Below are 14,214 nucleotides of genomic sequence, written 5' to 3'. Positions count from 1 at the left end.
CAGCAGACGCTGCCGGCGTTGCCCTTTCCCAGGTAAATTTATGCCTTCAGGTTGCGGGGTAACGGCAGGCGGGTATACACCTCACCGGTTACTGCACTCAGGGCGTTGGCAACTGCCGGTGCTACCGGCGGAGTTCCCGGCTCGCCCACCCCTGTTGGCGGCTCAGCCGAAGCAACGATATGCACTTCAATTTCCGGCATCTGATCGATACGCAGTACCTGATAATCATGGAAGTTGGACTGTTTCACCCGCCCGTCTTCCAGGGTGATTTCACCCATCAGTGCAGCGGACAGGCCATAGCCAATACCCCCTTGCATCTGTGCTTCGATGATGTCCGGGTTGATTGCCAGTCCGCAGTCCACTGCACAGGTAATTTTTTCAACCCTGAAGCTGCCATCGTCTGCCACTAATACTTCCGCCACTTCTGCCACATAGGAGTTAAATGACTCATGTACGGCAATGCCCATCCCCCGGTTGGCAGGCAGTTCACGGCCCCAGCCGGCTTTCTCAGCCGCCAGTTTCAGTACCCCCAGATGACGGGGGTGACCGGCCAGCAATTCCTTACGCAACTCATAAGGGTCTTTACCTCCCTTACGGGCCAGCTGATCCAGAAACACTTCCGTTGAGAATGCCGTATGGGTATGCCCCACTGAACGCCACCACTGCACCGGCACCTGATTTTCAGTGGTATGCAGCTCAACCTGCAGATCCGGCACCTGATAAGGCAGATCCGCCGCCCCTTCAACGGAAGTCGCATCAATACCGTCTTTCACCATGAAAGCTTCAAAGGCAGTACCCTTAAGAATCGACTGACCAACGATCCGCTGCTGCCAGGCCTTAGGGTAGCCCTGTGCATCCACACTGCCCTTCAGGCTGTGCAAATACAGCGGACGGTAGTAACCGGCCCGGGTATCATCTTCGCGGGTCCAGACCAGCTTGACCGGAACACCCGGCTGGCTTTTCGCGATCAGCACCGATTCCAGCACATAGTCAGACACCGGATTCGCCCGGCGACCAAAGCTGCCGCCGGCCAGTAAGGTGTTGATTTTCACCTGTTCCGGCTTCAAACCCAGCGTGGCGGCTATTGCCCCCTGATCCATGGTTTGCACCTGATCACCGTTCCAGATCTCGCAGCTATTGGCAGTGACTTTCGCCACACAGTTCATCGGTTCCATTGCTGCGTGGGCCAGATAAGGAAACTCAAATTCCAGCGCTAACTGATCTTCAGCGGCCTGTAATGCAGTTGCTGCATCTCCTTCCTGACGGGCTACCAGTCCTGGTGTGGCTGACAGCTGCCGGTAATCTGCCAGCAACTCATCTGAGCCCTTACGGATCGCATTCTGCTCGTCCCAGGTAATCTGTAATTTGTCTCTGCCGGTTTTGGCAGACCAGAAGTCTTTCGCCAACACCGCCACGCCGGACGGAATCGCCACCACATCCACCACGCCCTTTACCTGACGGGCTGCAGTGCCATCAAAGCTCGTTAACACTGCACCGAAACGGGGAGGATGCGCTACTACTGCGGTGAGCATACCTTCCAGCTGAATATCCTGGGTGAAAATGGCCGTGCCGTTGTTCTTACCCCGGTCTTTACGGCTGACTTTTTTGCCGATCATCCGGAACTGCGACGGTGACTTAAGCTTCACCTGCTCGGCCGCTGGCATTGCCAGTGTTGCAGCCTGAGCCGCCAGTTCTCCGTAAGTGGCAGAGCGCTGGCTGGCAGCATGCATAACCACGCTGTTTTCTGTTGACAGTTCACCCACCGGCACCGCCCACTGTTCAGCGGCTACATTCAAAATCATCTGCCGTGCCGTGGCGCCGGCTTCACGCATCTGAACAAAGGAGTTGGCGATCGCCGAACTGCCGCCGGTGCCCTGAGCCCCCCAGTGGAGGTTTTTATAGCGGGCGGCATCTGCCGGTGCCGCTTCCAGGTCAATCAGATCCCAGTCGGCATCCAACTCTTCAGCTACCAATGTGGCCAGCCCGGTATAGCTGCCCTGCCCCATTTCCAAGTGTTTCATCACGATGGTTACCCGGTTATTCGGGGTAATCCGTAAGAAGGCGTTCGGGGCAAAGGTATCATCCGGTTGCTGCGTACCGGAAGCCTGTTCAGCGGCAGGCAACTTCATGGCCAGCGATAAACCGGCACCGGCGCCGGCCAGCTTCAGAAAGCCACGACGGCTGGTTGTGACGGCTGAGGCTTTGTGGCCAACCATTGCAAGGGCATGTCTGTTAAACATAATCGGTTACTCCAGGTTCTCGGCGGCATCTTTAATGGCGTGGCGGATACGTGCATACGTGGCACAGCGGCACACATTGCCGGACATCGCCGCATCGATATCGGCGTCGGTTGGATTTTTGTTGCTTTCCAGTAATGCCGTGGCAGCCATCACCTGACCGGACTGACAATACCCGCACTGTGGTACTTCCAGTTCGTTCCAGGCAGTCTGTACCGCCTGCGCAGCCGGCGTTGCCAGCCCTTCAATGGTGGTAATGTCTTTACCGGCCACACTGGACACCGGTGTCACACAGGAACGGATCGGCTGGCCTTCCATATGCACGGTACAGGCGCCGCACTGGGCAAGCCCGCAGCCAAATTTGGTACCGGTAAGATTAAGATGGTCGCGGATCACCCAGAGCAAAGGGGTATCCGGGCTGGCATCAACCTGCTGGTCGACACCGTTAACACGAAGAGTAACAGACATGAACATCTCCTGATTCAGCAATACCGTTTCATTGGCATAGGGTATTGCCCGCTGCGTTAGTGTTTTTTTAATATGCGCGGAATCAGCAATCAGCTGTTAGTGTGATCCTCCGTACTACTTGCACAAAACTCCGGAAACAGGCCCAGGTGCTGGTTAAAATCGGCAGCTAAATGGCATAATCCTCTGCATGACAACCTGATAAGCCGGGAGCATTAACGTGCAGTTTGATTCAGAATTAGCCGCCAGTATTGGCCGTTTTCATCAGGAAGACGGCATCTGCCAGACCGGTCTGCCCGGCCTGGTTCTGTACCGTTCTGCTAAGATCATGCCCCGTCAGCCGGTGGTCTATAACCCCAGTATCTGTGTGATAGCCCAGGGCAAGAAGCGGGTGCATTTCGGTACCCGGGAATGCTCATACGACCCGGATAACTACCTGATTAATTCCGTTACCATGCCGGTGGAAGGTGAAGTGGTCCGGGCCGCAGAAGACAAACCTTACATGGGCCTGAGCCTGCGCATAGACAGCTATGTGATCAGCCAGTTGCTGATCGAAATGGAACAGCAGGATCAACAGCCGGAACAGCTCCCTTCCGATGAGATTATTCTTTCCAGCCCGGCCACCGATAAACTGCAGAGCAGTTTTATCCGCCTGCTGGAATGCCTGCCCGATGAAATGGACCGCAAAGTACTGGCCCCGGGGCTGATCCGGGAAATTTACTATGAAGTGCTAAAAGGCCCCCACGGCGACGTACTGCGTAACTGCGTCTCGAACAATGCCGGTGCCAACCGGATTGCCCCCGTAGTGCATTACATTGAAAAGAACTTCCATCAGCCGCTGGATATCGACACCATCGCACGCTTCGCCGGCATGAGCAGCTCAACCCTGCATGAACAATTCAAACAGATCACTTCTATGACTCCGATGCAGTTTGTCAAAAGCCTGCGCCTTCACCGGGCCCATTCCCTGTTACTGAGCGGCACCCAGGCCAGTGAAGCCTCATACAGTGTGGGTTACTCAAGTCCTTCCCAATTCAGCCGGGAATTCAAGCGTTTCTTTGGTGACTCGCCGCGGGAAATTCAGGCTCTGCGGGCTGGCTGATCGCTGCTGACCGAGCCCCAGTCACAAGGAAAAATCTGCCAGTCTGCCAATCACGGTCTATGCTAAATCAAACACGTACAGGTGTTTTGATGCACTGACTCAAAGGGGACGGTTCAGATGACAGAAACAGGTTCAGACAGCATTCTGCAGTATCTGCACACTCAATTTCTCACCGTCCTGGAAGTCGTATTAACCCAGCTCTACAAGGTCTTTCTTTACCCTCTGAATACTTCCCAGAGAATTTACTGGCTCTATCTGCTCACCTCGCTGTTAGGTGCGCTGTTAGTTTACCTGTGGTCAACACGCAGCCAGCGGCGTTCTGCAACGCATTTCCTACGTTTTCTTTTCCCTAAAAAAGTCTGGCAGCACCCTTCCGCCTGGCTGGATGTACGGTACTTCTTCTTTCATCAGTTGGTACGGCTGATTATCTATACAACGTTTCTGACCGGTACTATTGATATCAGCTTTACCCTGCTGACCGGTAGCAGTGTTGTCAGCATTCTTACCGGACAGGAAGGCAATACCTATTCAACAACGGTGTCTGTCCTGTATATGATCGGACTGATCGCCTTTCTGGATTTCATCGCATTTTTCATTCATATGCTGCAGCACCGGATTCCTTTTCTGTGGGAGTTTCACAAAGTGCATCACAGCGCCGAAGTGATGCACCCCTTAACCAACTACAGAGAACATCCGGTCGATAATGTGGTGTATTCACTGACCAACGGGGTCGCCGGGGGACTGTTCATGGGACTGAGCTATAAACTGCTGGGATATCTGCCCAGTATGCCGGTTTTGCTGGGTGTGCCCGTGCTGATGTTTATGTTCAATCTGCTGGGCTATAACCTGCGCCATTCACATATCTGGCTGCGCTGGCCGGGTAAGTGGGCCATGATTTTCGGCTCTCCGGCCCACCATCAGATTCATCACAGCTGCCATCCGGATCATATCGACAAAAACTTTGCCTTTATGTTTCCCCTCTGGGATGTATTGTTCAAAACCTACGAAGTGCCACAAACAAACAAAGATGTGCATTTTGGCATCAGCAAAACAAAACCCAATATTTACACCACCTGCATGGCGCTGTATCTGCTGCCGTTTAAGTTTGCATTCGCACCGGTTGTTAAACATTTAAAAAGATCGCAAAACACTATCAGCACCGACACTCAGCACCCTTTAAACAAAGATTAAAAGCGTTCGGTATCCACTTCAGACTGGGCCTGTGCAGGGTAACGTTCTCCCACCACAGTCTGCTGATTAATAACCGCATCAATCCGGGTAAACAGATCTTCACTGATGTTCACTTCAGCCGCTGCAATATTCTCTTCCAGATGCGCCAGCACCGCCGTTCCCGGAATTGGCACAATGTGTTCAGCCTTCTTCAGCAGCCAGGCCAGTGCCAACTGGCCCGGTGTACAGCCAGCTTCTTCTGCCAGCGGCAAATAGTCATCCAGTAACTGTAAATTGCGGGCATAATTTTCCGGGCTGAAGCGTGGCATATTGCTGCGAAAATCATTCTCTTCCAGCTGCTTCAGATCCCGCAGGGTATTGGTGAGAAACTTGCGGGCCAGCGGACTGAACGCCACCAGCGTGGTACCCAGTTCTTTACAGGCATCCAGTACGGCAATTTCCACGTTACGGCTCCACAGGGAATACTCACTCTGCACCGCTGCAATGGGGTATTCCTTATGGGCTTTAAGCAGGGTTTCCGCGGATACTTCCGACAGCCCTACCTCACGGATCTTCCCTTCCCTCACCAGTTCCCCCAGGGTACCAACACTCTCTTCAATGGGTACGTTACGATCCCAGCGGTGCAGATAATACAGGTCGATGACATCGGTCTGTAAACGTTTCAGGCTGGCTTCACAGACCTTACGGATCGCCTCAGGCCGCCCGTTAATCTCACGCACACCGGCATCATTGCGGAACATGCCGCACTTACTGGCCAGCACAAACTCTTGTCGACGCCCCTTCAGCACCTCTCCTATCAGGGTTTCATTAGCACCAAAGCCATACAGGGCAGCGGTATCCAGAAAGGTATAACCCGCATCCAGTGCTCGGTTCAGCATCTGTTCTGCATACTCACGGGACGGCGGCGTACCGTACGCATGGGACAAACTCATACAGCCGTAGCCAATAGGTGAAACAGTCAGTGAACCGATGCGGCGGGTTGTCATTGGGCTTCCTTAAATGTAAGAGAGTACCGGAGTAAGTTAACGTCAGGAGAGACAGAAAGCGAACAACTATATGAGCCAGCCTGCCAAATCGCAAGAATCAGCAAGTGAGGCCTACCCGGTTTAACCCGGACAACTATTTAAGTTTGAAAAACGGGCACCGTTCCAGTTCAGTATCATAGGAAATAAGAAAATAGATATCGGTCAGATTATCGCTGTCCCGGAGCTCAAAATCCTGTAAATAATCCGCAACGGTATTCCGGTCTAACAAGGGCTCATCGGTAAAAATTACCAGTACATAGCCGCCGGTATAAGGGGCTCCCTGTAACGCAGGAAATCTTGAATTCTTCCTGGCGATCAGTTCAGACACGGCAGCCTGAAAACTGGTTTTACTCCACCGGGCCCATTTATACGTCAGGCCTGCTTTATAAGCGCGTATTGCATCACCGCTGACTAACTCGGTAATTTCTATAGCAACCCGCTGTCCGGATACAACCGCTTCACAATCAGGCGGATCATTGCCCCGGCCTCTGGACTGAATATCCGCAAAAGCCAGACCGCCAGACATTTCCAGTGATTCATTCAGGCTGTAAACAACCCCCAGCTCTTCACAATCTCTGTCAATTGCCCAGCCGAAAAAATCGGCATAGCCTCTGGCCTTTTCTCTGGCTTCTTTCATCGAAGCGGCGATTGCCTGTTCCTTTTCTTTATCCATCTTCCAGTCATGTAAATCATCCATCCCTTAAGTGTAGACCTGAAAATTCCTTTGTTAAGCATTGACCTGAAGAACTTCCGGATAGGGTTTTCAGCAGACAGGTGTTATAGTTTATTCAAAGTCCTGATCTACCATCATCACAATTACATATAACTTGGAAGTCGCCATGAATCTGCGTCAGCTCACCTACTTCATCGCCATTGTTGAACAGGGCAGTTTTTTAAAAGCGGCCAAGGTTTTGCGGATTGCCCAGCCGGCGCTGAGCCAGCATATTGCCAATCTTGAAGATGAGCTGGGCACCCATTTGCTGATCCGGACACCCCGTGGGGTGACGCCGACCAGTGCCGGTGAAGTGCTACTGATGCATGCCCGCAAGATTTCTGCCCAGTTAAAACATGCTAAAGATGATGTGCGGCTTGAGGCGAATACGCCCAAAGGAGATGTGGCACTGGTGCTGCCGCCGATGTTGTCCGGTTATCTGGCGCCCCGGATGGTGATGCGGATCGGTGAGCTGTATCCCCAGATTCAGCTTCGGATCATTGAAGCCCGTAGCCTGAAAAGTTACACCCTGGTTGAAAGTGGCCGGGCGGATCTGGGGCTGATTGCCAGTGCCAGTGACACCCCGCCCAGACAACTGCACAGCTTCCAGCTCTACCAGGAGCCACTGTTTTTTGTCACAAAAGCGGTTGATGCTGCGATGAAGGATCAGCTCGATATGCAGCCGATCAGCTTCCGGGAAATATCCAAAACACCACTGGCACTGAGTCAGAAACAGCATGCGGTACGGTCGATTCTCGAAGAGATTTCTGCGAAGAAGAAACTGCCGCTGAATATAAAGCTGGAAACCGAGTCCTCTTCCCTGATCCGCAGTTATACCCGTTACGGCGTTGCGGGTTCCGTAATGCCCTGGCCGTCTATCCATCATATGTGGAAACAGGGGGAGATTATTGCCCGGCCGATCATTCAGCCGGATATCCGCCGAACCATCTTTATTGCCTGGTCAAAAAATTACCCGCTGAACACTGCATCCACCATCGTGAAAGACTTACTGAAAGCAGAAATTGATACCCTCTACGATGAGGGCATCATTCTTGGTGATAAGCTGACCGACCCTTCCGAGGAACACCAGCCGGTCAGCTGAAGAACAGTACTGAACGGTTTACCAGCGCCCGGCTTCGGCCGCTGCAGCCAGTGCCTGTGAGGGCCGCCACCAGCGCGGCCCCTGAGTGCTGGCAAATTCAGCTACTTTCTTTGCACAAGCGGACAAACCGCGGCTCTGGGCATAAAACATCGGGCCACCTTTAGCCCGTGGAAAGCCATAACCATTAACGAAGACCACATCCACATCCGCTGCACTGCGGGCAATGCCTTCATCCAGGATGTGTCCGGCTTCGTTCATCAACGCCAGAATACAGCGATCGATAATTTCTGCATCGCTGATTTCCCGGCGCTCAGCGCCCTGCTCAGCTGCGATCTGTTCAATCAGTTCCAGTACAGCAGGATCATCCTGTAAATGGCCGCCATCGTCGTAGTTATAGAAACCGGCACCGGTCTTACGGCCCTTACGTCCGGTTTCCACTAAGCGGTCATGAACCAGAAAAGCATGCTTTTCATAAGCACCTTCCGCCAGCGACTGACGCATCATGTAACCGATATCGATACCGGACATATCGACGACCGCAAACGGCCCCATCGCCATACCAAAATCAGTCAGGGCTTTGTCGATCTGACGTGGTGTTGCACCGTTCATCAGCAGCAAGCCAGCTTCACGCTGATAGGCCTGATACATCCGGTTACCGATAAAGCCGTGGCAAACACCGCTGATCACGCTGATCTTGCGCATTTTCTTCAGCAGGTTCATCACTGTCGACAGGGTTTCTGTTGAGGTTTTATCAGCGTCAACAACTTCTACCAGCGGCATGATATTCGCCGGGCTGAAGAAATGTACGCCCAGCAGATTTTCAGGACGCTCAACCGCCGTCGCGATTTCATTGATATCCAGATACGAGGTGTTCGTTGCCCAGATAACATTGTCACGGCAATGCTGCTGATACCCGGCGAACAGCTTCTGCTTCACCTGCATATCTTCGAAGACCGCTTCGATCAGCATATCCACGCTTTGCAGTTCAGACTTATCCCGCATTGGCTGGATGGCCGCCAGAATTGTCTCTGCTTTCGCCGGGGTAAAGATGCCGCGGCCCACCGCCTTATCAACGCTGGCAGCAATGCTGCTCAGGCCACGCTGCAGGGCGTCTTCCGAGTTTTCCAGTAACAGTACATTTACCCCCGCACCGGCGAATGCCAGTGCGATGCCGCTACCCATGGTACCGGCCCCCACAACTGCAACCGTGCGGATTTCGGTCACCGGACCGGTTGGCTTTTCACTGAGCTTAGCCGCCTGTTTTTCGGCGAAGAACAGATGCTGTAAAGCTTTTGCCTGGCTGGATTCACGTAATTCAAGAAAGGCTGACCGCTCTGCTTTAAGGCCTGCAGCAATGCCCTGTTGCACACCGGTCTGAATGGCATGCAAGGCCGCTAACGGTGCCGGCTTGCCGGCACTGCCCATGCTCAGTTTAGCCTGCCAGCCGGCAATCAGTTCCTCTGTACATTCCGCTGCCAGCTGCTCCGGGGTAAAACGTTCTTTCTGCAGTGTATTTGCAGCATCACTGATGTAACGTACATACGCTGCCGCCTGTGCCGCCAGTGCATCACTGTCGCTGCCATCGGTTTCCAGAACACTGTCGATCAGCCCCAGTTCCAGCGCTGTTTCAGCAGTCACCGGCTTACCGGACGTAATCATCTCAATCGCTTTATTTAACCCGACAACTTCCGGCAACCGCTGAGTGCCGCCAGCACCGGGAATCAGGCCCAGCTTCACTTCCGGTAAACCTAATTTAGCGCCAGCCACCGCCAGCCGATGGCTGCAGGCCAGCGCAATTTCCAGCCCGCCGCCCAGCGCCTGGCCGTGGATAGCTGCGATGACAGGCTTACTACACGCCGCGATTGCAGCGGTCACTTCCGGTAATGACGGGTCCAGTGCCGGTTTACCGAATTCACGTACATCAGCACCGGCCATAAAGGTTCTGCCCGGGCAGTAAATCACTGCAGCAGTAATACTGTCATCGGTTTCTATTGTTCTGACAGCCGCCAGCAAGCCAGCACGTACCCGTTGGGAAATTGCATTAACCGGTGGATTGCAGACACTGACCAGCGCTATCCCGGCTGTTACCTGTACATTTACTGCTGCCGTCACTTCAGACATATAAACCTCTTCTTAACACTTTGAATCGTGATTACCGGCAGAGTAGCAAAGCAGATCAGGTTGCAAAAAATACTATTTCCATCTTCCCGCTATCACTATTACATATACCTTCATAAATTCCTGAAACATCACTGAAGATATATTTAAATCCTATATCACACAGACATATTCAATATTTTTCTTATACAAGCTTCTCTATTAGCCTGTCATACAACACGCCGCTGTCTGTGCTTTGTATTGCCGGGCCTGCGGTAAACCGCAACATCATGGAGACACTTGTCATGAATCTAGGCAGCTTAGTCAGCCGCAGCGCCCGTTTCTGGGGCGACCGCATTGCGCTAAAAGACCCGCGTACCACAGTAACCTTCCGCCAGCTGGACGAGCGCACTGACCGTCTGGTGAACGCCCTGTCTGATCTGGGTGTGAAGCAAGGTGAACGGGTTGCAGTATTTGCCTGGAACCGCAGTGAAATTGCTGAAGTGGAAGTCGCCCTGCTGAAAGGCGGCTTTGTACGTGTACCGATGAATGCCCGCTTATCCGCTCAGGAAGCGGTTCACGTCAGCAACGACTCTTTCGCAAAAGTCATCATCGTTGACCCGGAGCATGAAGCAGCAGCCAGGCAGGCCCTGAGCGAATCGGAATACGTAGAGCACATTCTGGTCATGGGCGACGACAACAGCTACGAACAGGCACTGTTTAACGCCAGCGCTGATCTGAAACTGCCGGATATGGATCCTTCTGATATCGCTGTGCACCACTATACGTCCGGTTCTTCCGGGGTGCTGAAAGCCGCGGTTCACTCAGTGGGTAACCGCCAGACCATGCTGCGCAAACTGATTTTCCGTAACAAGCTGACGGCTGATAACCACGAAATATGCGTACATGTTGGCCCGATCACTCACGTATCCGGCATGTCCCTGTTGCCGCTGATGTCGCTGGGTCACACCAGCATCATTCTGCCCCGCTTTGATGCTGATAATTTCCTGCAAACCGTACAGGACGAGAAGGCTACCCAGACCTATCTGGTGCCCACCATGATCAACCGCATTGTGACTGCAGAAAACCGCCACAACTACGACATCAGCACCCTGAAGATGATCCGTTACGGGGCCGCACCAATCTCTCCGGCCCGTCTGCGCGAAGCCATTGAGTTCTTCGGCCCGATCATGAACCAGGCTTACGGCGGCGGTGAAATGTGTTCTTCCGTGACGATGCTCACCGAAACGGACCATGCCCGCGCGGTTGGTGATAAGCCAGCGCTGCTGCAATCCTGCGGCCGCCCACTGTTCGATACTGAAGTTAAGGTGGTCGATGAACAGGGCAATGAACTGCCTGTTGGCGAGCATGGCGAACTGGTGGTTCGCGGTCAGGACATCATGCAGGGCTACTGGAATGCCCCGGATCTGACCGAAGCCGTATTAATCGACGGCTACTACCACACCGGCGATATCGCGTATGCCGACGACGAAGGCTACCTGTTCATCGTGGACCGTAAGAAAGAAATGATCGTTTCCGGCGGTTTCAACATCTACCCGAATGAAGTGGAAAACGCCCTCTATCACCATCCTGCCGTCTTCGAAGCCTGTGTTGTCGGTGTACCAGACGCCGATATGGGCGAAGCCATCAAGGCAGTCGTCGTCCTGAAAGATAACCAGCAGGCAACCCAGGAAGAATTAGTCGAACAGTGCGGTAAAGAACTGGGCAAGTTCAAGCGCCCGCATTCCGTAGATTTCGTCGCTGAACTGCCAAAGAACAACAGCGGCAAGATCCAGCGTAAAGCTGTCCGCGATCCATACTGGGCCGGTCAGGACCGTCAGGTTTAAACCTGGCTGAGAGGTAATTTATTATGCAACTGAATCAACAAAATGCAGGCCTGCCAGCGGAAGAATTCGCTGCCCTGCGAGAGAAAATTCATCACTTCATTTACGATGAGCTGATCCCGCTGGAGCAAGAACAGGGCCTGACGCACGAAACCTGTTTCTCCCGCGAACTGCTGGAAAGCATCTGGCGCCGTTCTTACGAACTGGGCATCTACGGCTGTAACCTGCCGAAAGAATACGGTGGGCTGGGTCTGTCCATCAGCCAGCTGTGCATCCTGAAAACCGATGCCACCTACTCCAACGCTGCGCTGTATGGCTGTGTACTGGGTGAAAACGGCGGGCCGATGCGCATAGGCTATATCCTCGGTCAGGCCACCGAAGGCCAGCTGGAAGAATACTTCCTGCCCACCGCCCGCGGTGAGCGTGCCGGTTGCTTTGCACTCACAGAACCCCAGGCAGGCTCTGATGCCACCCGCATTCAGACCTCTGCGGTAAAAGATGGCGACGACTACGTACTGAACGGCCACAAGCGTTTTATTACTGCCTCCCGTACGGCAGATTACGCCATCGTGATGGCCGTGACTGATCCTGAAGCCGGTACCGACGGCGTCACCGCATTTCTGGTGGATGCCGCTTCCGAAGGCTACGAAATCGCCGGGGATTACCTGCCGATGTCCGGCCAGCACATTGATAACGACATCTACCTGAAAGACGTTCGCGTACCGGCCCGCAACATTCTCGGCGGCCTGGGTAACGGCTTTAAACTGGGCATGGGACGGATCAACATCAACCGCCTGCTGCAGTGCCCGACAATGCTTGGCCACGCCAGGTTCGCCTTTGAACGGGCGGTGGATTACGCCAACCGCCGGGAACAGTTCGGCGGCCCGATTGCCCGTTTTCAGGCGATCCAGCACATGCTGGCAGACATGAAAACCAGCCTGTTCGCCTGCCAGAGCATAATCGAATCCGCCGCGGCCAAAGCTGACCGGGGCGAAGACATCCGCAACGAAGCCTCCATGTGTAAGGTTTTCGTTGGCGAAAACGCGTTCCAGATTGCTGATAAATCCATCCAGATTCACGGCTCCGTAGGCATGACTCAGGGTGATCCTGTGGAATGGGTATTTCGCCGTCTGCGTATGTTCCGGGTATTAACCGGTTCCAGTGAAGTGCAGCGCAACACCATCGCTAAGGGCATCAATAAAATCTGGAAAACCGAAAACGCCAATAACACTGCCGGGGAGGCCTGATCAATGACTGCTAACAACTGGTCGTTTCTGAATGATGTACGCATCATCGATATGTCCCGCCTGCTGCCGGGTCCGATGACCACTCAGCTACTGGCGGATCTTGGCGCTGAAGTCATCAAGATTGAAGAACCGAAAGAAGGTGATACTGGCCGGGTACTGGGCAAAGACATGTTTGCCCGCCTGAACCGCAATAAGAAATCCCTGACGGTAAACCTGAAAACCGAAGAAGGTAAGCAGATTCTCCGCGAACTGCTGGCCAGTGCTGACTGTCTGGTGGAAAGCTTCCGCCCCGGAGCTATGGAGCGTCTGGGCTTCTCTTACGAAGACGTAAAAGCCATCAACCCGGCGCTGGTGTACTGCTCCCTGAGCGGTTACGGCCAGACTGGTCCGTACGCGAACCGTGCCGGTCACGATATCGATTTTCTGGCCCTGTCCGGCTACTTTGGTGTGCCTTCACAGGTGAACGACAAAATCGCCCGCCCGAAGGTGCGTCTGAGTGACTACGCCGGTTCAATGTATGCCGCGCTGTCGCTGAGCGTTGCCATTGCCAGCGCCAAACAATCTAAAGTTGGTCAGTATCTGGATGTTGCCATTCTGGATGCCATGACTGCATGGTCTGCACCACTGCTGCGGGTGGCACACGAAGTATGCGACAGCGACCCGGACCGCATGCCTTTCGTCATGCCGGACAATGACATCTTCGCCACCGCCGACGGCGAACACCTGGCAATCGGCCTGTTCGAGAACAAGTTCTGGAAACAGATGGCTGAGATGCTGTCCGGTGAATTCCCGCAACTGAGCGAAGAAAAATACGCCACCACTAAACTGCGCAATCAGCGTAAGCAGGAAGTGAATGATCTGCTGGCAGAAGTCTTCGCCAGCAAGACTCTGGACCAATGGGATGCCCTGTTCGGCCCGACCGACCTGCCATGGGCACCGGTACTTCGCGATATGCGCTTCTTTGAAGACCCGCACATCAGGGCCCGGGATCTGATGCACACCCTACCGGGCAATGACGATCAGCCGGAAAGCTTTCAGGTCCGCTATCCGGTGAAATTCTCCGCCGGGCTGGATGATCTGCGCCTGCCACCGCCGGATAAAGGTGAACATACCGACGAAATACTCGGCGGGCTGGGCATGAGCAACGAAGCGATCACAACGCTGCGTAACCGGGACATCATCTGAGGAGTAA

11 protein-coding genes are annotated in these 14,214 nt (G+C 53.8%); 6 read left to right on the top strand and 5 right to left on the bottom strand.

Annotated features, from left to right (window positions below):
• Window positions 1-38 precede the first annotated feature (38 nt).
• Both JYB63_RS01540 and JYB63_RS01535 read right to left on the bottom strand, forming a co-directional pair.
• A complete protein-coding gene (locus JYB63_RS01540) occupies window positions 39-2,240 on the bottom strand; it encodes a xanthine dehydrogenase family protein molybdopterin-binding subunit (protein WP_243431773.1) in 2,202 nt (733 codons plus the stop codon).
• Window positions 2,241-2,246: 6 nt separating this feature from the next.
• The gene (locus tag JYB63_RS01535) at window positions 2,247-2,705 is read right to left on the bottom strand and encodes a (2Fe-2S)-binding protein (RefSeq protein WP_205655981.1); all 459 of its coding nucleotides are present in this window, start codon (window positions 2,703-2,705) and stop codon (window positions 2,247-2,249) included.
• A 217-nt stretch (window positions 2,706-2,922) separates the two neighbouring features.
• On the opposite strand from JYB63_RS01535, the gene JYB63_RS01530 reads away from it, so the two are divergent.
• Together JYB63_RS01530 and JYB63_RS01525 are read left to right on the top strand one after the other, a co-directional pair.
• Complete coding sequence (locus JYB63_RS01530) at window positions 2,923-3,804, top strand: AraC family transcriptional regulator N-terminal domain-containing protein (RefSeq protein ID WP_205655980.1); 882 nt, start codon at window positions 2,923-2,925, stop codon at window positions 3,802-3,804.
• Window positions 3,805-3,921: 117 nt separating this feature from the next.
• A complete protein-coding gene (locus JYB63_RS01525) occupies window positions 3,922-4,995 on the top strand; it encodes a sterol desaturase family protein (RefSeq protein ID WP_205655979.1) in 1,074 nt (357 codons plus the stop codon).
• On the opposite strand, the gene JYB63_RS01520 is transcribed toward JYB63_RS01525, so the two are convergent.
• The gene (locus tag JYB63_RS01520; RefSeq protein ID WP_205655978.1) at window positions 4,992-5,981 is read right to left on the bottom strand and encodes an aldo/keto reductase; all 990 of its coding nucleotides are present in this window, start codon (window positions 5,979-5,981) and stop codon (window positions 4,992-4,994) included. The two genes, JYB63_RS01525 and JYB63_RS01520, sit on opposite strands and share 4 nt — an antisense overlap.
• Window positions 5,982-6,114: 133 nt before the next feature.
• Window positions 6,115-6,717, bottom strand: coding sequence for a hypothetical protein (locus JYB63_RS01515; protein ID WP_205655977.1), 603 nt, complete (start codon window positions 6,715-6,717; stop codon window positions 6,115-6,117).
• A gap of 142 nt (window positions 6,718-6,859) precedes the next feature.
• Here JYB63_RS01515 and JYB63_RS01510 point away from each other — a divergent pair, with 142 nt between their 5' ends.
• Window positions 6,860-7,834: a LysR family transcriptional regulator gene (locus tag JYB63_RS01510; protein WP_205655976.1), complete on the top strand. Its 975-nt coding sequence runs from the start codon at window positions 6,860-6,862 to the stop codon at window positions 7,832-7,834.
• 18 nt (window positions 7,835-7,852) lie between these two features.
• Here JYB63_RS01510 and JYB63_RS01505 read toward each other — a convergent pair whose 3' ends face one another.
• Window positions 7,853-9,955, bottom strand: coding sequence for a 3-hydroxyacyl-CoA dehydrogenase NAD-binding domain-containing protein (locus JYB63_RS01505; protein WP_205655975.1), 2,103 nt, complete (start codon window positions 9,953-9,955; stop codon window positions 7,853-7,855).
• A 281-nt stretch (window positions 9,956-10,236) separates the two neighbouring features.
• Between JYB63_RS01505 and JYB63_RS01500 the strand changes: the two genes are divergently transcribed.
• Genes JYB63_RS01500 through JYB63_RS01490 form a run of 3 tightly spaced genes read left to right on the top strand, consistent with a single transcriptional unit; the run spans window position 10,237 to window position 14,207 of the window.
• Window positions 10,237-11,778, top strand: a complete 1,542-nt coding sequence (locus JYB63_RS01500) for a class I adenylate-forming enzyme family protein (protein ID WP_205655974.1) — start codon at window positions 10,237-10,239, stop codon at window positions 11,776-11,778.
• Window positions 11,779-11,801: 23 nt separating this feature from the next.
• On the top strand, window positions 11,802-13,022 hold the full coding sequence (locus JYB63_RS01495; RefSeq protein ID WP_205655973.1) for an acyl-CoA dehydrogenase family protein: 1,221 nt from the start codon (window positions 11,802-11,804) through the stop codon (window positions 13,020-13,022).
• A gap of 3 nt (window positions 13,023-13,025) precedes the next feature.
• The gene (locus JYB63_RS01490; RefSeq protein ID WP_205655972.1) at window positions 13,026-14,207 is read left to right on the top strand and encodes a CaiB/BaiF CoA transferase family protein; all 1,182 of its coding nucleotides are present in this window, start codon (window positions 13,026-13,028) and stop codon (window positions 14,205-14,207) included.
• The last annotated feature ends 7 nt before the right edge of the window (window positions 14,208-14,214 follow it).

Source organism: Aliamphritea spongicola (assembly GCF_017051665.1).
Classification (GTDB): Bacteria; Pseudomonadota; Gammaproteobacteria; order Pseudomonadales; family Balneatricaceae; genus Amphritea; species Amphritea spongicola.
This window is presented reverse-complemented; position numbering and strand designations above follow the sequence as displayed.

What these genes read in the sequence shown, in the direction of transcription:
- JYB63_RS01490 (WP_205655972.1), top strand. Translation starts at nt 13,026, where the DNA reads ATGACTGCTAACAACTGGTCGTTTCTGAATGATGTACGCATCATCGAT.
- JYB63_RS01525 (WP_205655979.1), top strand. Translation starts at nt 3,922, where the DNA reads ATGACAGAAACAGGTTCAGACAGCATTCTGCAGTATCTGCACACTCAA.
- JYB63_RS01495 (WP_205655973.1), top strand. Translation starts at nt 11,802, where the DNA reads ATGCAACTGAATCAACAAAATGCAGGCCTGCCAGCGGAAGAATTCGCT.
- JYB63_RS01505 (WP_205655975.1), bottom strand. Translation starts at nt 9,955, where the DNA reads ATGTCTGAAGTGACGGCAGCAGTAAATGTACAGGTAACAGCCGGGATA.
- JYB63_RS01520 (WP_205655978.1), bottom strand. Translation starts at nt 5,981, where the DNA reads ATGACAACCCGCCGCATCGGTTCACTGACTGTTTCACCTATTGGCTAC.
- JYB63_RS01535 (WP_205655981.1), bottom strand. Translation starts at nt 2,705, where the DNA reads ATGTCTGTTACTCTTCGTGTTAACGGTGTCGACCAGCAGGTTGATGCC.
- JYB63_RS01510 (WP_205655976.1), top strand. Translation starts at nt 6,860, where the DNA reads ATGAATCTGCGTCAGCTCACCTACTTCATCGCCATTGTTGAACAGGGC.
- JYB63_RS01500 (WP_205655974.1), top strand. Translation starts at nt 10,237, where the DNA reads ATGAATCTAGGCAGCTTAGTCAGCCGCAGCGCCCGTTTCTGGGGCGAC.
- JYB63_RS01515 (WP_205655977.1), bottom strand. Translation starts at nt 6,717, where the DNA reads ATGGATGATTTACATGACTGGAAGATGGATAAAGAAAAGGAACAGGCA.
- JYB63_RS01540 (WP_243431773.1), bottom strand. Translation starts at nt 2,240, where the DNA reads ATGTTTAACAGACATGCCCTTGCAATGGTTGGCCACAAAGCCTCAGCC.